Below are 20,233 nucleotides of genomic sequence, written 5' to 3'. Positions count from 1 at the left end.
GGGGGTGCAGATTAGTCCCGGGGGAGTAGTCGCGCGGGCTGGTCTTCGTCCTGGGGCGTGGTCGCACTCATGTGCGAGGCGTGGCATACCCTTGGCGAAGACTGATCCCGGCCATCGCGGAACCGGCCGGGAATATTTGTGAACGGGGGGCAACACCATGCGTGTTCGTCATGCCACTTCTCGGACCGCTGCCACGGCGACCTCGGCGGTCGCCGTTCTGCTGGGGTCCGCCTGCCTCACCGGGACCGCCGCCGCGGACAGCCGGGCCACTCTGCCCATCTCGGCGGACTGGCCGCGGGGCGAGATGGCGGTGGACGGCGTCCACCGACACGTCTTCATCAGCGACCCGAAGACCGACTCCGTGGTCGTCGCCGACTACACGGGCAAGGCCGTGGGCCGGATCACCGGCGAGACCGGCGCCGACGGGATGGTGGTGAGCGAGGACTCCGCCACCCTCTACGTCGCGCTGACCGGCGCCGACGCGATCTCCGCCGTCGACACGGTCACACTCAAGGAGACCGCCCGCTACGCCACCGGCGCGCGCACCGCCCCGATGGACCTGGCCCTCGCCGGCGGCAAACTCTGGTTCGGGTACGGCGCGTACGCGCGGGGCGGAGGCAACATCGGCTCCCTCGACCTCTCCGGCACCGTCCCGGCCGTCACGCTGGACCAGTCGGGCGGGGTGCCCTGGGAGTCGGCACCCCAGCTGACCACCGCTCCCGGCGGTGACGGGGGAGTCCTCGTCGCGGGGAACAAGGACCGCTCCCCGGAGGAACTCGCCGTCTACGACGTCTCCTCGGGTACGGCGCAGAGGCGCGCCTACCGCAAGGAGATCATGCCCGAGAGCCTCGGCGGCCTGGAGGATCTCGCCGTCTCGCCGGACGGGAACGAGATCGTCGCCGCGGACGGCGTGGAGGATTTCGTGACGAACCTCCGCCCCGACCTCTTCGGCGACAAGAGCGGCAGAAACCTGTCGATCCAGGGCCTGCCGAACTCCGTCGAGTACGCCCCGAACGGCACGCTGGCCGTGGGGGTCGTGTACGGCAGGGGCGTCGACACCTACGTCTACCGGCCGGGCGCCACCTGGGCGACCCGGTTCATCAGCACCGGCACCTACAACTCCGTGCAGTCCCACGGCCTTGCCTGGGCACCCGACAGCAGCAGGCTGTTCGTCCTCACCAGCGACGGCGCGAGCGGGAAGAACCTCGTTCTGCGGTCGATCGACGACGCCTCCAAGGCGGAGACCAGGCTGAGCGTCACCGCGCCCGCGAAAGCCCCGCTGGACCGGAAACTGACGCTGACCGGCACGTTCGGCTACGTCTCGCCCGACCTGCCCGGCTCCGTGCCGATCGAGGTGACGCGGACCGACGCCGCCTCGCCCAAGGGGAAGCCGCTCGGCACCCGCACGGTGTGGCTGTCGCGCGACCGCGTGTTCGGGATCGAGGACACCCCGGCAGTGGGCGGCAAGGTCACCTACACCCTCCGCTACCCCGGCGACGCCACCCACGCCCCCGTGACCGCCACCGCCACGGTCACCGTCCCGCGCAACAGGACGACACTGACCCTCACCGGGAACGCCAAGACCGTCGTATCGGGGAAGAACGCCACCTTGACCGCCAAGCTCGGCAGAACGTGGAAGGAGCAGGAGCGCAAGGTCTCGGTCTACGCGCAACCGGCGGGCGGCGCGAAGAAGTTGGTGCGGGCTGCCGTGGTGAACCGCGACGGCAAGCTCGTCATCACGTACAGAATCACCAAGAACACGACGTTCACCGCGGTGTTCAGCGGCGACGCACGCACCGAGCCCACGCAGGCCACGACCACGGTCAAGGCCGGCAGACGCTGAGCCGTCCGGCACGGGCTTCGGGGGAAGCCGCGGTGACCGCGGCTTCGAAGGGGAGAACCCGCCGGCCCGTCCGGTCGCGGATCTCCGTAAGCACCATGTCGGTTATCTGAAGAGGGGTCCCCGTCGGAGGGCTTGCGGTACGCGGTGACCGCGAGCGTCCGGTTCGCCTCCGGCCGGGCCGCTGCCCCCTTCGGATACCGGTGCACGTCGCTGACCCGGTAGAAGTCGGCCTCGGCCGGCCGGAAGCGGTACCTGTGACGGCCCTCAGGGTGCGAGCAGGTACGCGCTGGTGATCGTCTCGCGGACCGTGTTGCCGGCCTTGTCCTTCAGGTCGACCCGGAAGGAGGCGGCCTTGGCGGTGGCCGGATGCTTGACGGTCACCGAGCGGGAGCCCTTGGCGTCGGTGGCGACGGTGAGCGGCTTCCAGGTGCGCCCGGCGTCGAAGGAGACGGCCACCGTGAGGGCGGCGACCTGTCCGGCCCCGGCGGCCGGGCCGGCGAGTTGGAGCGGGACCGTGAGGGTGCCGCCCGCCGGAGCCGTGCCGCGCAGGCTGAGCTGCGGGGCGAGCCGCACCGTCGACAGCGGCAGCCGGACCGTACCGCCCGAGGCCGGCCGGGCCGAGGTGAACGTCCACACCCCCGTCACCTTGGTGCTGGTGGCGGTGTCCACGGCGGCGCGGCCCGCCTCGACGGTCAGCCGGTACGCGGCGGAGCCGCCCGGCACCTCGGTGCTCAGCCAGTCCGTCGCGGCCCCTTCGGCGAGGACCCGTCCGCCGGACTCCAGCCGGGCGAACCCCTGAGTGACGACCGGCGACCCGGCATGGCCGCCGCCGTCGACGAACAGCGCGACCCGCGCGCTGATCCGGTCACCGGTCCGCTCGGCGCCCTGCCCCTGCGGACCCTTCGCCGCGAGGTCGGGGCCGACGACACCGGTGTTGAACAGCAGCGTCTGACGGGAGCCCGGCCTGTACGCCACCGCGTCCTTCGTGTACAGCGTGCGCACCTCGCCCCGGCCGTCGACCTGCGCGGCCGTCCAGGACCAGCGCACCCCGTCCGTGTTGAGGTAGTGCGTGGTGGACAGGGGCAGTTTCCGCTCCGGCGGTTCGGCGATGCCGACGCTGTCGCCCTGCTCGTCCAGCGGCCTGATGTGGACCTGCCCCTTCGCGCCGGTGCCGGAGGCGCCGAAGCCGAGCTTCACCTCGGCGACCTCGGCCCGGGTGAGGGTGCGGTTCAGGCCGGTGAAGAAGCTGCCCTCGCGGTGGAACGCGAACCGGTAGTCGACGTTCGCCCCGGGCTTCTGCCACACGCCGTTGAACTGTGCCTTCATCGTGGGGGAGGCCGGGCCGAGCGCCAGGGTGCGGACCGGCGGCGCCCCGCCGGACGACCAGGAGTTGCCCGTGCCGATGCCCGGGTCGAAGTAGCCGACGACGGAGGTGACGGGCCGCGCGGCCGGATCCGGGGCCTTCACGGTGAACGGCTTCGCCTTGCGGGAGTCGAGGGTGACCGTGACGTTCTTGGTCACCGCCAGCACCGGCTGGACGAAGAAGCCCGGCTCGTTGTCCGCCGCGAAGACGATGCTGTCCAGCTGGTAGGTCCCCTTGCGCAGCCGCTGCACCACCGTGCCGCTCGACCGGTACGGCAGCTCCACGGACCCGCCGCCCGCGCCCCGGGAGGCGATCGTCGTCGTGTACGCGGCCGGCTTCGCCCCGTCGGCGTCGATGTGCCGCACCGTGACGTCGTAGGACTCCGCCTCGCGCTCGACCACGAGCCCTGTACGCACCTGCTGCCCGTCGCCCGACGCGAGGACGGTGCCGCCGAAGACGCCGTCCCGGGTGCCCTTGCCGGTGTCGACGACGACGGAGGTCTTCGCGGTGCCGCCGGCCGGGACGGTGAGCCGGGCGTCCTTCACGGTGAACATGCCGGCCGGGGCGGCCCCCGCGGTGCTCAGCCGGAGGGTGACCGGCCGGGTGCCGAGGTTGCGGTAGGTGAGGGCCTTGGAGAGCGGCTTGTCGTCGGCGTGCGGCCACGCCTGCGTGCCGAAACCGAGGGAGCCCGGCTCGGAGACGACCTGCGCGGTGGCCGCGCGCTCCAGATCCACCCGGCCCGCGCCCTGCTGATGGGCGTTCAACTGGGGATTCGGCTTCGCCGAGCCGGTAAGCAGCGCCTTCAGCCGGGCCCCGCTGAAGTCCGGATGCCGCTGGAGCACCAGCGCGGCGGCGCCCGCGACGTGCGGGGCGGCCATCGACGTCCCGCTGTGCACGGCGTAACCGTCGCCTGCGGGCGCGTCGCCCTGCGTGGTCTGAGCGGCGGTGATGTCGACGCCGGGGCCGGTGAGGTCGGGCTTGGGCGTGCCGTCGAGGTTCGGGCCACGGCTGGAGTCGTCGGCGATCCGGTCCTGCTTGTCCACGGACCCCACGGTGAGCGCGGCGGGGGCGCTGCCGGGTGTCGCGATCGTGCCGGGCCGGTCGCCGTCGTTGCCGGCGGCCACCACGAACAGGGCCTTGCCGGACAGCCGGGCGACGGCCGCCTCCAGCGGGTCGACACCGGGGGAGTCGAGGGAGCCCAGGCTCATGTTGACCACCCGCGCACCCTGGTCGACGGCCCACTGCATGCCGGCCACGATGCCCGAGGTGTCGCCGAAACCGTCGTCGGCCAGGACCTTGCCGTCCAGCAACCGCACGTCGGGCGCCACGCCCCGGTAGCGCCCGCCGGACCGCGCGCCGCTCCCGGCGAGGATGGACGCCACATGGGTGCCGTGCCCGTAGTGGTCCTTGGCGTCCGGGGCGCCGCTGAAGTTCTTCTGCGCGATCTCCACCCCCTTGAGGTCCGGGTGGGTCTCGTCCACGCCCGAGTCCAGGACCGCCACCGTGACGCCCTTGCCGGTGTAGCCGGACTTCCACATGGCCGGGGCACCGATCTGCGGGACGCTCTCGGCGAGGGAGGCCCGGACCCTGGCGTCCAGCCAGATGTGGGCGACGGGCCGCGCGGAGGCGGTCGCCGTACGGGTCGGGGTACGGCCGGTGACGGCCGCCCACAGGTCCCGGACCCCGGTCTTCGGCACCGCGAACGCCTCGCCGTCGACGGCGGGCAGCGCGCGCCGCTCCCGGACGGCGACCCCCGCGAACGGGTCGCGGGCGCGGGCCGCCGCCGGGGCGCCGCCCTTCCGGTAGCCGACGATCAGCGGCAGCGCGTCGCCGTAGCCGTCCGCCGTCAGGCGCGCGACGTCGAAGAGGCGCCGGTCGAGCACCCCGTCGGTGACCAGGCGCAGGGCGTCCTGCGGGATCACGTAGGTGTGGCCGCGCTCGCGCCGTACCGAGAAGCCGATCTTCTCGCGGCCTTCTCCGCGGACGAGCGAGGCGACCCGGCCGTCGTCGCCGACGGTCACGCGGTCCCCGGTGATCAGGGTGACGGCCGAGGCCGGGTCCGGCCCGTGGTGCGGGCCGGAGCCGGTGGCCGGCGCTGCTCCCGTGACCAGGACCCCGGCCACCACGGCGGCCAGTGCCGCCGTTCTCGCGCGTGCTGACGTTCCCACTCGCGTCCCCCCGCTCGTGTGTGCGTACCCCTGCGTTCTCCGCTATCACGCGCGTCACGCGCGTTCGGTTCTCGAACAGGGGGCGACGCGTGGCCGGACGGCAGCGGATACGCTCGGGGGACGTTTGTGACGCACGAGGTGAAGCGTGACCGGTCCGACCCCCATCGCCGGCAACCTGCCGGCCCCGCTGACCAGCTTCGTGGGCAGGCGGCGCGACGTGGCCGAGGTCCGCCGGCTGCTGCGCACCGTACGGCTGGTGACGCTGACCGGCCCGGGCGGAGTGGGCAAGACCCGGCTGGCGCTGCACGTGGCCGCCCTCTCCCGCACCGCCTCCCCGGACGGCGTCTGGCTGGTCGACCTGGCCCCGGTGCGCGACCCCTCGACGGTGGCCGCGACGGCCCTGGCGGCCTTCCGCCTCCCCGACCTCGGCACCCGGCCCGCCCTGGAGACCCTCACCCACCAGCTGGCCCGCCACCGTGCCCTCGTCGTGCTCGACAACTGCGAGCACCTCCCCGAGGGGAGCGCGGCCCTGGCCACGGCGCTGCTCGCGGCCTGCCCCGGACTCGGCCTCCTGGCCACCGGCCGCCGGGCCCTGGCCGTCCCCGGCGAACACGTCCACACCCTCGCGCCGCTGCCCGCCGACGGCGAGGCCGTCGAACTGCTCCAGGACCGGGCCGCCGCCGTCCGGCCCGGTTTCCGGGTCACCGACGCCAACCGGGCCCAGGCCGTCCGGCTGTGCACGGAGCTGGACGGGCTCCCACTGGCCATCGAACTGGCGGCGGCCCGGCTGCGCAGCCTCACTCTCGACGCGGCCGTGGAACGGCTGACGGACCGGTTCGCGCTGCTGACCGGCGGCTGCCGCACCGCGCCGCCGCGCCAGCACAGCCTGCGCGGCATGGTCGAGTGGGGCTACGAACTGTGCACCCCCGCCGAGCAGTTGCTGTGGAACCGGCTGGCCGTCTTCCGCGATGGCTTCGGCCCGGACGCCGCCGAGGACGTCTGCTCCGGCGACGGCATCGCCGCCGCCGAGGTGCCCGGCCTCCTCGCCCGGCTGGTCGCCCAGTCCGTCGTGGTCGCCCGCGACGGCCGCTACCACCTCCCGGAGATCCTGCGCGCGTACGCGTACGCCCGGCTCACCGAACCGGAGCTGCGGGACCTGTCGCGCCGGCACCGCGATTTCTTCCTCACCCTCGCCGAAGGTCTCGCGCTGCGCTGGTACGGCCCCGGCCAGCCGGAGGCCCTGGCCCGGCTGCGCGCCGAACACGCCAACCTGCGCACGGCCCTGGACCACCACGACGGCGACCCGCGGGCCGGACTCGCCCTGGCCGCCGCGCTCCGCTTCCACTGGAGCGCGGGCGGCCTGCTCGGCGAAGGACGCCGCCGCCTCGACCGGGCGCTCGACGCCGCACCCGAACCCACCCTGCCCCGCGCCCGTGCCCTGTCCGCCGCCGCCTACCTGGCCCTCCTCCAGGGCGACCACGAAGCCGCCCGGCACCGGCTGGCGGAGGCCGAGCGACTGGGCCACCTGCTGCGCAGCCCGTCCGTCCTGGCCTCCGCCCAGGGGCTGCGCGGCACCTCGGCGCTCCTGCTGGACCGGCCGGCACAGGCCCTCGCCCACTTCGAGGAGGCGCTCGCCACCCACCACGGGGCCGGCGAGAGCGCGCAGCCGCTGTTCTGGCTCTTCCAGCTGACCATCGCCCAGAGCCGCCTGTCCGACCCGCGCGCCCTCGACACCGGCAGACGCGCGGTGGCCCTCGCCGAGGCGCACGGCGAACGGCACTGCCGCTCCTACGCCCTGCTGGCGCTGGGCTACGAACTGCGGGCACGCGGCGACCACGAGCAGGCCCTGGCGCACATCCGGGCGGCCCTGGAGATCCTGCGCGACTTCGACGACTTCGTGGCGACCGCGCGAGCACTTGACCTGCTCGCCTGGATCGCCGCCGCCGAGCCGTCGGCCGGCGCCCACGAGCGCTCCGCGCTGCTGCTCGGCGCCGTGAGCGCGCTGGCCCGTGGCGTCAGTCTCCCCGTGGGCGCCGAGTTCGGCGCCCACCACGCGCGCTGCGCGGAAACGGTCGCCGCGGCGCTGGGCCCGGAGGCGTACGAGGCGGCCCTCGCGGAGGGCAGCCGGTACGACACCCCGGCCCAGGCCCTCGCCCTCGCCCTGCGGGAGGACGCCGCGCCGTCCCTGACCAGGCGTGAGCGGGAGGTCGCCGCGCTGGTCGCCCGGGGCCTGACCAACCGGCTGATCGCGGAGCGGCTCAGCCTCTCCCCGAGGACCGCCGACCGGCACGTCGAGAACATCCTGACCAAGCTGGGCCTGCGCCGCCGCTCCCAGATCGCCGTCTGGTGGGCGCGGCAGCCCACGGTGTGAACCCTCCCGCTCCTCGCGGAAAGCGGAAATGGGTAGAACCGCGCATGCCCGCGCCGGACCCCGCGACCATCATCGTGCTCTGCGCGAAGGGCCCGTCCCCGCGCCGACCGGGCCGGCCCGCCCGGCATCGGCTCGAACAGCTTCGGCTCCCAGGGCGGACCGTGGTGGCTCCGTGCCTCGTGCGGGCCCCGGCCGCTCGCTTCGAGAATGAGAGCAAGACGTGAGAATCAGAACGCAGACGGCGCGTGTGCGGAAGGCCGTCGCGGTGGCCGCCGTCGCCGCGGCGCTGTTCGCGGCGCCCGCGACCGCCGCCCACGCCGACGGGGGCGATCCGTCGCCGGCGCCGGCTTCCTCCGCGCCGTCGGCCGCCCCCTCCGACGCGCCCGCGGACCCCTCCGCGCAGCCTTCGGACGGCGCGAGCGACGCGCCCAAGGAATCCGTCCCCGAGTCCACGGACGCCTCCGCCCCGCCCGCGCCGGCCCCCGACGAGCAGCCCGCGCAGCAGCTCGACAAGATCGCGCAGGACCACGCGGCGCTGGGCGTCTTCGGTGACGCCTCCGCCCCGGTCCTGGTCCTGCCGGCCGGCACCTCCGCCGACGAGCAGGCCCAGGTCACCGCGCAGGTCCCGGCCGACGCGCACGCCACCGTCAAGACCAGCCAGTTCACCCAGTCCGCCCTGGACAGCCTCGGCAAGACGGTCACGGACCGCCAGTGGGCGCCCGACGCGGGCACCTACGCCGTCGCCACGGAGTACGACGCCCAGAACGACAAGCTCCAGGTCCGCAGCGACGCCCCCGACTCGGCCCTCCAGCAGCTCAGCGACGCCCACCCGGGCCAGCTGGAGACGTCCCAGTCCCGGATGGAGCCCCAGAACACCCGCTTCGCCGACTGGTCGCCCTTCTGGGGCGGGAACGCGCTGATCGGCGCGACCGGCGGAGGCCAGTGCACCGGTGGGTTCGCGGTCAAGGACTGGCCCGGCGGCGACAAGCTGGTGACCGCCGCGCACTGCTACGGCTGGTGGATCAACGTCTACAACCGCAACTACAGCGGGGGTGCCAATAGCAACAACTATGTGGGCAAGGTGTACAAGCGGAACACGGACGTCGACGCCGAGGAGCTCAGCGGCACCGACTACGCCCCGATCATCTACACCGGGGGCAGCCAGATCAGCGGCAGTCACATGAGGGTCTTCGGCAAGCAGCCGGTCTACTTCGGCCTTCAGGTGTGCGTGAGCGGCGCGGTCAGCTTCAACCACTGCGGCCACCCGATCTCCAACGGCCAGTTCAACATCTGCTGGTCGGGCACGGACGTCTGCATCAAGAACAACTCCGGGTTCCTCTTCGAGAAGGGCGGCACCAACTTCCCGAGGTACAACAACGGGCTGGAGACCAAGCCCGGAGACTCCGGAGCCCCCATCTACATCACCGACCCCAGCGGCACCGCGGCCTACATCGTGGGCGAGAACGCGGGCGCCATCTGGGACAACTGCTGCGGCCAGCGCACGATCCACATGGTCGGGGTGAAGCTGGACGACATCCTCCAGAAGTTCGGCTCCGACCTCATCACGACGCACTGAATCACGACGCACCGACAGTCCGCGCGGGCCACGGCCGTCGCCGTGTCCCGCAGGTGCCGGACACCCGTGGCCCGCGCGTGTCCGGCACCCTCCGGGGCCGCCGCCCCGCACGTCCCCACCCTTTCCCCAGGAGCCTCCCATGCCCCGTCGCACCCCGCCCGGCCCTCGGCTCGCCACCCGGCTGACCGGCTACGCCCCCCAGCTCGCACCGCTCGTCGCGATACCCGGCGTCATGGTCGTCCTCGCGCTCGCCGTGGGCGGCCCGCACCTGTCGGACAGCGCCTCCCAGCTCCTGTTCACCGGCGACTGGACCCAGCTGCGCACCTGGGCGGCGCTGCTGCTCAAGACCGGCCTCACCGCGCTGGCCTTCCTCCCGGCAGCGGTCGCCGGACTCGTCGCCCACAGCCTGGCCGGACGGCCCGCGGTGGTGCCGGCGGCCGTGGGCGGACTGGCCGCCGCCGGGGTCCAGGGCGGGGTCCTCTCGGGGCTCGCCGCCGGGGCGTGCGCCGGCTTCGTCACCCTCGCCCTCGGACGCGTCACGGTTCCTCCCCGGTGGCGCGGCGCCGCCTCGGCATGGCTGTTCCCCCTGGTGACAACCGTGCTCACCGCGTTCCTGGTCCTCGGGGTCGTCGGGGAACTGCTCGACTCCCTGGGCAGCTGGCTGCACGACCAGCTCGCCTTCCTCCAGTTCGAGAACACCGTCGCCACCGGCCTCGTCCTCGGCGCGATGGCCTGCGCCGACCTCGGCGGGGTGATCACCCGCACGGCCATCGCCTACGGCGCGGTGGAGCTGAGCGGCGGCGATCCGACGCGGTTCAGCACCTTCAACATGACGATCATGGCCGCCGTCATCGCGGCCGGCATGGTCCCGGCGCTCGCCCTGCCGCTGGCCACGCTGGTGCGGCGCGGCCTGTTCAGCGACGAGGAGCGCGGCTACGCCAAGGCGGGCTGGCTGCTCGGCGCGGCCTTCCTGCCCGAGGGCGCGGTGCCGTTCGCCCTCGCCGATCCGCTGCGGGTGATCCCGGCGTCCATGGCGGGCGGCGCGGTGACCGGCGCCCTCGTCATGATCCTCGGCCCGACCAGCAAGGCACCGTACGGCGGCGCCTTCGCCCTCGGCGACACCGGCAAGCCCCTCCTCTTCCTGCTCGCGGTCGCCGGCGGGGTCGTGATCACCGTCCTGCTGACCGTGGCCCTCAAGAGCCTGCGCCTGCCCGCGCCGGCCGCTGTCAGGGGGAAGGCCCTCGCGACCGGCGCCTGACCCTTTCCGGCGACGTGCGCCCCCGCCCGGCGGGGGCGCACGTCTTTCCCGGCGAGCCCGCGACGATCAGGGCGTGTAGGGCGTGTACGTGATCGAGGAGACCTTCAGGTACCTCGCGCCGTCCGACGTGGCCCAGGTCGACTCGTCGGGGTTGCCCGGCCAGTCGCCGCCCACCGCCGTGTTGACGATGAAGCGCATCCCCACGCCCTTGGGGGTGGTGTACCACTTGGTGCCGGTGGTGGTGCCGTCCACGGCGAAGTCGATGTGGTCGGGCCACCAGGTGAACGAGTACGTGTGGAACGCGTTGGTCCAGCCCGAGGAGTTCGTCTTCGAGAACTGGGTCTGGGCGTTGTTGACGTCGTGCGACGTCTGGTAGACGGTGCCCGGGTTCTGGCCGACGATCTCGGCGGCGTCGAACTCCGGCAGCCACGGGTTCAGGTAGGCCGCCCAGACCGCCGGCAGGAGGCCCCGGCCGCTCGGCATGTTCGCGGTGAAGCTGTAGGTGCCGTAGCCGTAGAGCGCCTTCGACTCCACCCGGCCCGAGTAGTACGTGCCGCCCGACCGGTAGGTCTTGATGACGAGGGTGTTGCCCTCGTACCAGACGCAGTCGGGGGTGTAGGTCTCCAGCTCGTTGTTGGCGGTCCACCGTGCGTTGACGGTGTTCCACGAGTTGACCGTCTGAGGGGATCCCCAGGACGCCGCTTCGGCGTGGGGCTGCCCCAGGAGAAGCAGGGAAAGCGTCGCCAGGGCGACGGCTATCAGGCGTCCCGGTCTGACAAGTACCGACGACATCACGGCTCCATTGCTCGGATGACATGGGGGGATGGGAGCGATTCCTCGCTCCTCGTCATGACCGGAATGTAGGACTCCGTTCAACCTTTGACAAGATCCCCGACACGGATCATGTCCTGGCTTTTGAAGTCGAAGCCGAGCCCGGGTCCGTCCGCCGCTCAGGAAGTACGACGTCGCACGGACGATCTGCGGCTGAGCCCGCCCGTCGCTCCCTCGGTGAACCGGCCAAGCGCCTCGGCGAGCGGGTCAAGGCCGTCCAGAAGGTCCTGGGTGAGCGTCAGGACAGCGTGATGGCCCGGAGCACCCTGCGGGAACTCGCGGTGGCGGCGCACACGGCCGGCGAGACCGGTTTCGTGCGGGGGCTGCTGTACGGACAGGAACAGACTGCCGCGAAGGCGTGCGAACGGGAGCTTCCGGCGGTGTGGCGGGACGCGTCGCGCGGCGGGCTCCGCAAGGCGCTCACCCACTGACCGGCCGGGCGGGGGCACGGCCGTCTCGGCCCGCGGCCCCGCCCGGACACGGGATCAGGACGGGTCGCCGTACTGGAGGCCGCGGCCGTTGGTGCCGACGTAGACCCGGCCGAAGGTGTCGGGGTCGCCGGTGATGACGCCCAGGGAGCCGATGGCGCCCCACTGGTGGGCGTCGTCGTTGACGCGGAGCCAGGTGGCGCCCTTGTCGGTGGAGCGGAACACCCCGGTGACGTCCTTCACGGTGCCGATCAGGTACAGGGCCTGGTACGAGGCGCCGGGCGCGGCCTTGCCGAAGCCGAGGGCGGAGGCGGCCCTCACCGTACCGAGGGCGGCGAAGGTACGGCCGCCGTCGGTGGAGTGCAGCAGCCCCCGGTCGTTGCCGGAGATCCACAGGTCCCCGGCGACACCGGGGACGGCGGCGAGCCGGCCGGAAGGCAGCCCCGTGGCGCGGGCGGTGAAGGTACGGCCGCCGTCGGTGCTGGCGTACAGCGTGCCGCCGGACAGGGAGTAGAACGTCCCGGCCGAGGCGCGGTCGGCGACGACCACGGCGTCTGTGCCCAGGCCGCCGACCCGCGTCCAGCTCGCCCCCAGGTCGGCCGAGCGGTACGGGGCCTGGCCGGCCTCGGTCCAGACGATGCTGGAGCCGTCCGCCGCGAGCGCGACATGGCCGTCCTGCGCACTGGCCACCGGCTCCGACCTGAAGCCGTTCCAGCTGGTGCCGCCGTCGGTGGAGTAGGCGCCGTCCTGCGCGCCGCCCCGGCCGACGCGGACCATCAGCGAGGGCTTCGACTGGGCGAAGTCGATGCCGGTGCTGTTGGTCATCATCGGGTTGCTCAGCCGCCCGGAGGGCACCTTGGTCAGGTCGTCGTGCCGGAAGCCGCCCTGGTCGCCCATCGAGGTGACGACGCTGGCGCCGCCGGGCGGGGCGATCACGTCGATCAGCGAGGTCTCCTCCAGCCCACGGGCCCCGCTGCTCCAGTGGCTGGTGCCGCCGCTGTCGGAGGCGCCCGCGTCCTTGCTGCGCAGGATGCCGTTGCCGGTGCCGTACAGCACGTGCCCGGAGTCGAACGGGTCGATGGCCAGGGCGGTCATCCAGTGCCCGGTGTGCGTGCCGACGTACGGAGCGGCGGCGGCGCTGCGCTTCGACCTGTCGGCCAGCGCCTTCCAGGTCGTGCCGCCGTCGGTGGTGCGGTAGATCTCGTCCTCGGGGTACCAGCGGTCGAGGGTGGTGACCATCACCGTGGAGGGCTTGCGCGGGTCGACGGCCAGACCGGAGAACCCGTAGGAACCCCGGGAGGGGGAGATGTCCTTCCACGTCCCGGCGGCCGGCGCGTACTTCCACACCGAGCCCCCCGTCACCCCGTTGGGCCCGAGGTTGTCGGTGTACGTCAGGTACAGCGAGCCGTCACCGGCGAGCACGCCGTGCTGCGGCAACTGGCCGGTGGGCTGCCCGGAGACGGCCTGCCAGGTGGCGCCGCCGTCGGTGGAGCGGTACAGGGAGGTGGACCGGTCGCCGACGCCGACGTAGACGGTCCTGCTGCCGGCCGGGCCGTACGTCACGAAGGCGATGCCCGCGCCGCTGCCCGCCCCGTTCCTGACGGGGAACGAGGAGACCTGACGCCAGGTCACGCCGTAGTCGGTGCTGCGCCACAGGCCGTTCTTGCGGGTGCCCAGCAGCAGGGTGCCGTTGTTCGCCGGGTCGACCACGAGCCGTTCGCCGGCGCCGCGGCCGTCCTCGTTGCCGCCCACCTTGAAGGGCAGGTCGGTGCGCTGGAAGGTGCGGCCCCGGTCGGTGGAGCGCAGGATCGCGCCGTTGCCCGCCCAGTCGTTGGTGTAGGTGCCCGTCGAGAGGTAGAGCCGCTTGGGGTCGACGGGGTCGGTGGCGATGGCGTCGATGCCGAGCAGGTTCCAGTCCTTCTCGCCGATCCAGTCGGTGAGCGGGATCCACTGCTCGGCGCCCGCGTCCCAGCGGTAGGCGCCGCCCATGTCGGTGCGCGCGTACAGCAGCCCCTTCTCGCGGGGGTTGAACACCAGCCCGGTGACGTAACCGCCGCCCACCACCTGGGCGTTCTTCCACACGTACGGTCCGGTCCCGGCCGCCTGGGCCCGGTCCGTGCGCACCAGCTTCCACTGCTGGTTGGCGGTGCCCCGGCTCGGGTACTGGATGACCGCCGCGCCGTCGGCCTTCGAGGCCCCGGTGACGTCCAGGACCTGGCCGTTCGCGCGGGAGACGAAGGTGACGGCGCCGGGACCGCCCACCTCCTTGATCTTCCACTCCTGGGCGGCGGAGGAACTGTCGGTCTGCTGCTCGGCCGCGCCGGAACGGTTCGCTATGCCGAGGACCTTGCCGCTGTTGCGGTTGACCAGCTCGTAGTAGCCCTTGCCCGTGGGCCGCAGCCGCCACTGCTGGTTCGCGGTGTTCTGGTCGGGCCACTGCTGGACGCGGGTGCCGTCGGCGGTGGAGAAGCCGTTGACGTCCAGCACCTTGCCGCTGCTCACGGAGGCCAGCCGGTAGTAGGCGTCGGTGTCGATCGTCGCGGCCTGCGAGTCCTCCTGCGTGAACAGCAGGTAGGGCACGACGGCGAGAGGCGTACCGAGCAGGACGGCGGTGGCGGTCCAGCGACGGCGGTGACGCCCGCGCCGCCCGCCGTTCGTGGGGTTGTTCATGGGGGAGGTGCTCTCCTTGCATACCGTGCGGCAGAGATCTCGGATCCGCCGGACGAGCCGGCGGATCCGCCTCCTTGTGGTCACAGCCCCCGCGAAGGGTTGCCATGATCCAGAAACTTTCTTTCAGCGATGTGCCGTGCCGTCAGCGCCGGGTCAGCAGCCCCGGACGGTAGGGCAACAAGCCGTAGTCGACGCCGTCCGAGCTGGGGCTGCGCCCCTGGTAGAGCAACTGGAGGTTGCAGGGGTCGACGGTCATGGTCTGGTCGGCGTTGGTGCGCAGCAGTTCGCCGTGGCTGATGTCGTTGGTCCAGCCGGCGCCGCTGTTGGCCTTGCCGGCGAAGGGGTTGTTCTCGGTCGCGGCCTGGGGTGTCCACGAGCCGTTCAGGCTGGTGGCCGTGAACGAGCGGAAGAAGCGCCGCTCACTGGCGCCCCGGGCCTCGACGATCATGAGGTAGCGGTTCTGGTCCTTCAGCTTGTAGACCTGCGGCGCCTCGAACAGGTTCTTCACCGTGTCGCTCATGACCGTCGTGTACGAGGAGCCGAAGTTGCCCGGGAAGTTCCCGATCGGCATGCTCGCCCGGTAGATCTTGCCGTTGTCACCGGCGAAGAACAGGTACATGTTCTGGCTGTCGCCGATGAGCGTCTGGTCGATGGGTCCTGTTCCGGAGCCGGAGATGCTTCCGGTGAACAGCGTCTGCTGAGCCGACCAGCCGTTCGGGTTGGTGGGGTTGGTCGACGTCCGGTAGGAGAAGGCGGTCCCGCCCCACTGGTAGGTCAGCACCCAGATGTTCTTCGGCGCGAAGTAGAAGAGCGAGGGTGCGACGGCCGCGTTCGTCATCGCGTTCTGGCCCGCCGAGGTCATCTCCGGCCAGTTGGTGAACAGGTTGAAGTTCATCGAACCCCAGCGTGTCCCCGTGTCGTGCGTCGTCGCGTAGACGAGCTGCTTGCCGTTGTAGGGGGCGACCGTGAAGTCCTTGAGGGAGACCCAGCCCGACTTGGGCTGGGCCAGCGCGCCCGTCGACGACCAGCTGTAGGACGACGGGAGGTCGCACGCTGCGGGGGCGGCGCTCGCCGCGGTATTGGCGCCGAGGGCGGCGGCCACGAGTACCAGCGGCGCGAGGGCCGCGGACAGGCGTTTCGGACGGATCGAGGACAGGGGTCGGAACCGCATCAGAGGGCCTCCTAGGCTGTGGGGGAGGTGACACCGGTGAACTGCGGAGCGGCCGTACCAGGGGCAGGACAGTTCGAAACATTCGAAGAGTTTCCCGAACCTTGACGCCACAAGGTAGGAACGCAGAACCCTTCGGTCAAGGTCTCGAACCGATCTGTCCATAAAACCTTGCGCGCGGCACGGGGAAACCCTGTGCGCTGCACTGTTCGGCGCGATCGAATGTTTCGAAGGAGAAACTGAAAGTTTCTTCGTCAGGAGTGTTGACGATTCGCCGTCAATCCTTCAATCATCCTTCTCGGAGCGGCCGACTCCAGTTCGAGATGCCGAACGGTCGGCCCTGAGTACCGAGCCGCACAGCAGATCCGCGCACCGAAACTCCAGCGCCACCCCGTTCCGGAGAGGTCCGCACCTGCGCGTCCTGACGCTTCGCACACCCCCCAGAGGTGTACGACGCCGGGCCCCTCCGTACCCCCAGACATCCCGTGATGTCCCCTGAGGAGGCACAGCCATGGGCTCGTACGCCCGACCTGAACCCACCGTCCGCCGGAGGGTCCGAGGCCCGCTGCCGGCGCTGCTCGTCGGCGCCCTCGGCGTGCTGCCCGCACTGACGGCGGCGCCGGCCGCGCACGCCGCCGAGAGCACGCTCGGCGCCGCGGCGAAGCAGAGCGGCCGTTACTTCGGCACCGCCATCGCCTCGGGCCGGCTGGGCGACTCGGCGTACACCTCGATCGCGAGCCGCGAGTTCAACATGGTGACGCCCGAGAACGAGATGAAGATCGACGCCACCGAGCCGCAGCGGGGCCAGTTCAACTTCAGCGCCGGCGACCGCGTCTACAACTGGGCGGTGCAGAACGGCAAACAGGTGCGCGGCCACACCCTGGCCTGGCACTCCCAGCAGCCCGGCTGGATGCAGAGCCTCAGCGGCGGCAGCCTGCGCCAGGCGATGATCGACCACATCAACGGCGTCATGGCCCACTACAAGGGCAAGATCGCCCAGTGGGACGTCGTCAACGAGGCGTACGCGGACGGCAATTCAGGAGGCCGGCGCGACTCCAACCTCCAGCGCACCGGCAACGACTGGATCGAGGTCGCCTTCCGCACCGCGCGCGCCGCCGACCCCGCCGCCAAGCTCTGCTACAACGACTACAACACCGACAACTGGACCTGGGCCAAGACCCAGGGCGTGTACAACATGGTCAAGGACTTCAAGCAGCGCGGCGTGCCGATCGACTGCGTCGGCTTCCAGTCCCACTTCAACAACGAGAGCGCCTACAACAGCAACTTCCGCACCACCCTGTCGAGCTTCGCCGCCCTCGGCGTCGACGTGGCCATCACCGAACTCGACATCCAGGGCGCCTCGGCCACGACCTACGCCAACGTGACCAACGACTGCCTGGCCGTCCCGCGCTGCCTCGGCATGACCGTCTGGGGCGTACGCGACAGCGACTCGTGGCGAGCGGAGCAGACCCCGCTGCTCTTCAACGGCAACGGCAGCAAGAAGCCCGCCTACACCTCCGTCCTCAACGCCCTCAACGGCGGTACGACCACACCCCCCACCGGGGGCGGGACCATCAAGGGGAACGGCTCGGGCCGCTGTCTGGACGTGCCCGGCTCCAGCACCACCGACGGCACCCAGCTCCAGCTCTGGGACTGCCACACCAACGCCAACCAGCAGTGGGCCGCCACCGCCGCCGGTGAGCTCACGGTGTACGGCAACAAGTGCCTGGACGCCGGGGGCACCGGCGTCGGCGCCAGGGTCCAGATCTACGGCTGCTGGGGCGCCGACAACCAGAAGTGGCGCCTCAACTCCGACGGCACCATCACCGGCGTCCAGTCCGGCCTCTGCCTCGACACCGCCGCGGGCGGCACCGCCAACGGCACCCTGATCCAGCTCAACTCCTGCGCCTCCAGCCAGCGCTGGACCAGGACCTGACGGGAGGGACGATCCGATGACGACGTCGACGTACGACACCCTTCCCGCACGGCGGCGCTGGTGGTCCCGGATCGCCGCCCTGGTGACGGCGACCCTCGCGGCCGGCCTGCTCACCACGGCGACGGCCCAGCCGCTGCCCGCCGGCCCCGACCTGGCGGGATGCGGCAGCGCACCGACGCTGACCAGCGGCACGTACACGATCCAGAGCGGCGGCAAGAACCGCAGCTTCATCCTGCGGGTCCCCGCCAACTACGACAACAACCACCGCTACCGGCTGATCTTCGCCTTCCACTGGCGCGGCGGCACCGCGAACGACGTCGCCTCGGGCGGTTCGAGCGGGAGCACCTGGGCCTACTACGGCCAGCAGCAACTGTCGAACAACTCCGCGATCCTCGTCGCCCCCCAGGGGCTCGGCAACGGCTGGGCCAACTCGAACGGTGAGGACAGCGTCTTCGTCGACGACATGATCCGGCGCATCGAGGGCGGCCTCTGCGTGAACACGGCCCAGCGGTTCGCCACCGGGTTCAGCTGGGGCGGCGGCATGAGCTACGCGCTCGCCTGCGGGCGGGCGAACGCCTTCCGGGCCGTCGCGGTCATCTCCGGCGCCGAGATCAGCGGGTGCGGCGGGGGCAGCCAGCCCGTCGCCTACTTCGGCCTGCACGGCGTCAGCGACTCCGTCCTGAACATCTCGCAAGGGCGCTCCCTGCGCGACCGGTTCGTCCGCAACAACGGCTGCGCCGCCCAGAACCCGCGCGAACCCGCGCCGGGCAGCCGTACCCACGTCACGACCACCTACTCCGGCTGCCGTGCCGGATACCCGGTCCAGTGGGCCGCGTTCGACGGCGGCCACGCACCCGCCCCCGTCGACGGCACCGGCGGCGACAACGGCGCCACCACCTGGAGCAAGGCGGAGATCTGGAGGTTCTTCGCACAGTTCTGACGGCGCGCCCTCGCGCGGAGTGGAGCCGGACCGTCCCGGCTCCACTCCGGTGCGCACAACATCCCCTGTCGATAAGGGACTTGGCTGATTCGAGCCGTCATTCGGTTGTGAACATGACAGCCTGATGATCCCTTCCCACAGGAGACCGAAGACACCCATGAACAGGACAGGGCAGTACGCCCGACACGCCCGCCTCGCCACCGCCGGCATCGCCGCCACGCTGCTGGCCGCCGGGCTCTCCCCGGCCGCCGACGCGGCCGAGCAAGAGACCTCCGTGCGCGACGTGATCGTCGACAAGGACGGCTCCCGGCACATCCGGTACGACCGCACCTACCGCGAACTCCCCGTCCTTGGCGGCGACTTCGTCGTCCACCTGGCCCCGGACGGCACCTACCGGGGCGCGGACCGGGCGACGCGGGCGGCGATCTCGCTGCCCGGCATCACTCCGGAGGTACCGGCCCCCGAGGCGGCCGGCCTCGCCGCCGACGCGCTGCGCGCGGCCCACCCCGGTGACACGCTGACGCAGGTCGAGGCCGAGCCCCACCTCGTCGTCGACGCCCTGCACGGTGCCCCGCGCCTGGCCTGGCGCACCGAGGCCGCCGCCCTGGACCCTCTCGGCAACCCGGTCGCCCGCACGGTGCTGACCGACGCCCGCACCGGCGCCCGGATCGACGCGTGGGACACCCTGGAGACGGTCACCGGGGACGGCCGGTCCCTGTACAGCGGCACGGTCACGCTGGAGACGACCCCCTCCGGGGCGGCGTACCAGCTCAAGGACCCCACGCGCGGCGACACCTACACCCGCGACGCGTCCGGCACGTCCCCGCTGACGGACGACGACAACCACTGGGGCACCGGCACCGCCGACGACCCCTCCACCGCCGCCGTCGACGCCCAGTACGGCAGCGCCACGACCTGGGACTACTTCAAGGACGTCCATGGCCGCAACGGCATCGCGGGCGACGGCAAGGGCTCCTACAACCGCGTCCACTACGGCAACAAGCTCGCCAACGCCTACTGGAGCGACGCCTGCTTCTGCATGACGTACGGCGACGGCGACGGCACCAACTTCGGTCCGATGACCGGACTGGACGTGGCAGCGCACGAAATGGCGCACGGCGTGACGTCGAGGACGGCCGGACTGGTCTACACGGGAGAGTCCGGCGGCCTCAACGAGGCGACCTCCGACATCCTGGGAACACTGGTCGAGTTCTACGCGGCGAACCCGCAGGACCCCGGCGACTACCTGATCGGCGAGAAGGTCGTCCGCCCCGGACTCAAGCGGGACGCCCTGCGCTACCTGGACCGCCCGAGCCGGGACGGCGGCTCCGCCGACTACTGGAGCGCCTCGCTCGCCCGGCTCAGCGTCCACTACTCCTCCGGCGTCGCCAACCACTTCGCCTACCTCCTCGCCGAGGGCAGCGGAGCGCGGACGGTCAACGGGGTCGGCTACGACTCCCCGACGTCCGACGGCTCCACGATCACCGGCATCGGCCGCGCCAAGCTCGGCGCGATCTGGTACCGCGCCCTGACCGTCTACATGACGTCCACGACGAACTACGCCGGAGCCAGGACGGCCACCCTGAACGCGGCCCGGGACCTCTACGGCGCGGGCGGCACGGAGTACGCCACGGTGGCGGCGGCCTGGAGCGCCGTCAACGTGAACTGAGCGCCGCCGCTC

11 protein-coding genes and 1 pseudogene are annotated in these 20,233 nt (G+C 72.0%); 8 read left to right on the top strand and 4 right to left on the bottom strand.

Annotation, left to right across the window (positions count from 1 at the left end):
* Positions 1-157 precede the first annotated feature (157 nt).
* The gene (locus ACQCO7_RS05855; RefSeq protein WP_464070816.1) at positions 158-1,843 is read left to right on the top strand and encodes a YncE family protein; all 1,686 of its coding nucleotides are present in this window, start codon (positions 158-160) and stop codon (positions 1,841-1,843) included.
* 264 nt (positions 1,844-2,107) lie between these two features.
* On the opposite strand, the gene ACQCO7_RS05850 is transcribed toward ACQCO7_RS05855, so the two are convergent.
* A complete protein-coding gene (locus ACQCO7_RS05850; RefSeq protein WP_464070815.1) occupies positions 2,108-5,374 on the bottom strand; it encodes a S8 family serine peptidase in 3,267 nt (1,088 codons plus the stop codon).
* A 145-nt stretch (positions 5,375-5,519) separates the two neighbouring features.
* Between ACQCO7_RS05850 and ACQCO7_RS05845 the strand changes: the two genes are divergently transcribed.
* The 3 genes from ACQCO7_RS05845 to ACQCO7_RS05835 all read left to right on the top strand — a co-directional run bounded on the left by ACQCO7_RS05845 (position 5,520) and on the right by ACQCO7_RS05835 (position 10,579).
* On the top strand, positions 5,520-7,745 hold the full coding sequence (locus ACQCO7_RS05845) for an ATP-binding protein (RefSeq protein WP_464070814.1): 2,226 nt from the start codon (positions 5,520-5,522) through the stop codon (positions 7,743-7,745).
* A gap of 220 nt (positions 7,746-7,965) precedes the next feature.
* Complete coding sequence (locus ACQCO7_RS05840) at positions 7,966-9,321, top strand: chymotrypsin family serine protease (protein WP_464070813.1); 1,356 nt, start codon at positions 7,966-7,968, stop codon at positions 9,319-9,321.
* Between the two features lie 139 nt (positions 9,322-9,460).
* Positions 9,461-10,579: a fructose-specific PTS transporter subunit EIIC gene (locus ACQCO7_RS05835; protein ID WP_464070812.1), complete on the top strand. Its 1,119-nt coding sequence runs from the start codon at positions 9,461-9,463 to the stop codon at positions 10,577-10,579.
* A gap of 66 nt (positions 10,580-10,645) precedes the next feature.
* Here the strand turns inward: ACQCO7_RS05835 and ACQCO7_RS05830 are convergent, their stop codons facing one another.
* Positions 10,646-11,371, bottom strand: a complete 726-nt coding sequence (locus tag ACQCO7_RS05830; RefSeq protein WP_464070811.1) for a glycoside hydrolase family 16 protein — start codon at positions 11,369-11,371, stop codon at positions 10,646-10,648.
* 290 nt (positions 11,372-11,661) lie between these two features.
* Here ACQCO7_RS05830 and ACQCO7_RS05825 point away from each other — a divergent pair, with 290 nt between their 5' ends.
* On the top strand, positions 11,662-11,841 hold the full coding sequence (locus tag ACQCO7_RS05825) for a hypothetical protein (protein WP_464070810.1): 180 nt from the start codon (positions 11,662-11,664) through the stop codon (positions 11,839-11,841).
* Between the two features lie 54 nt (positions 11,842-11,895).
* Here ACQCO7_RS05825 and ACQCO7_RS05820 read toward each other — a convergent pair whose 3' ends face one another.
* Complete coding sequence (locus ACQCO7_RS05820) at positions 11,896-14,508, bottom strand: RICIN domain-containing protein (protein WP_464070809.1); 2,613 nt, start codon at positions 14,506-14,508, stop codon at positions 11,896-11,898.
* A 142-nt stretch (positions 14,509-14,650) separates the two neighbouring features.
* A pseudogene (locus ACQCO7_RS05815) lies at positions 14,651-15,568 on the bottom strand (non-reducing end alpha-L-arabinofuranosidase family hydrolase); the annotation flags it as partial.
* Positions 15,569-16,187: 619 nt separating this feature from the next.
* Between ACQCO7_RS05815 and ACQCO7_RS05810 the strand changes: the two are divergent.
* From ACQCO7_RS05810 to ACQCO7_RS05800, 3 genes are all read left to right on the top strand, one after another.
* Positions 16,188-17,612 (top strand): endo-1,4-beta-xylanase, encoded by a 1,425-nt coding sequence (locus ACQCO7_RS05810; protein ID WP_464070808.1) that lies wholly within the window; start codon positions 16,188-16,190, stop codon positions 17,610-17,612.
* A gap of 16 nt (positions 17,613-17,628) precedes the next feature.
* Positions 17,629-18,552 (top strand): CE1 family esterase, encoded by a 924-nt coding sequence (locus ACQCO7_RS05805; RefSeq protein ID WP_464070807.1) that lies wholly within the window; start codon positions 17,629-17,631, stop codon positions 18,550-18,552.
* A 157-nt stretch (positions 18,553-18,709) separates the two neighbouring features.
* Positions 18,710-20,221, top strand: a complete 1,512-nt coding sequence (locus tag ACQCO7_RS05800) for a M4 family metallopeptidase (protein WP_464070806.1) — start codon at positions 18,710-18,712, stop codon at positions 20,219-20,221.
* Positions 20,222-20,233: the final 12 nt, after the last annotated feature.

It is taken from the genome of Streptomyces saintjeani (assembly GCF_055409605.1).
The sequence above is the reverse complement of the archived record's forward strand: the minus strand, read 5'-3'. Positions and strand labels throughout refer to the sequence as shown.

Bases quoted from the DNA above. Each gene is read 5' to 3' on its own strand.
- ACQCO7_RS05855 (WP_464070816.1), top strand. From the start codon at position 158: ATGCGTGTTCGTCATGCCACTTCTCGGACCGCTGCCACGGCGACCTCG.
- ACQCO7_RS05835 (WP_464070812.1), top strand. From the start codon at position 9,461: ATGCCCCGTCGCACCCCGCCCGGCCCTCGGCTCGCCACCCGGCTGACC.
- ACQCO7_RS05830 (WP_464070811.1), bottom strand. From the start codon at position 11,371: ATGTCGTCGGTACTTGTCAGACCGGGACGCCTGATAGCCGTCGCCCTG.
- ACQCO7_RS05825 (WP_464070810.1), top strand. From the start codon at position 11,662: ATGGCCCGGAGCACCCTGCGGGAACTCGCGGTGGCGGCGCACACGGCC.
- ACQCO7_RS05820 (WP_464070809.1), bottom strand. From the start codon at position 14,508: ATGAACAACCCCACGAACGGCGGGCGGCGCGGGCGTCACCGCCGTCGC.
- ACQCO7_RS05810 (WP_464070808.1), top strand. From the start codon at position 16,188: ATGGGCTCGTACGCCCGACCTGAACCCACCGTCCGCCGGAGGGTCCGA.
- ACQCO7_RS05805 (WP_464070807.1), top strand. From the start codon at position 17,629: ATGACGACGTCGACGTACGACACCCTTCCCGCACGGCGGCGCTGGTGG.
- ACQCO7_RS05800 (WP_464070806.1), top strand. From the start codon at position 18,710: ATGAACAGGACAGGGCAGTACGCCCGACACGCCCGCCTCGCCACCGCC.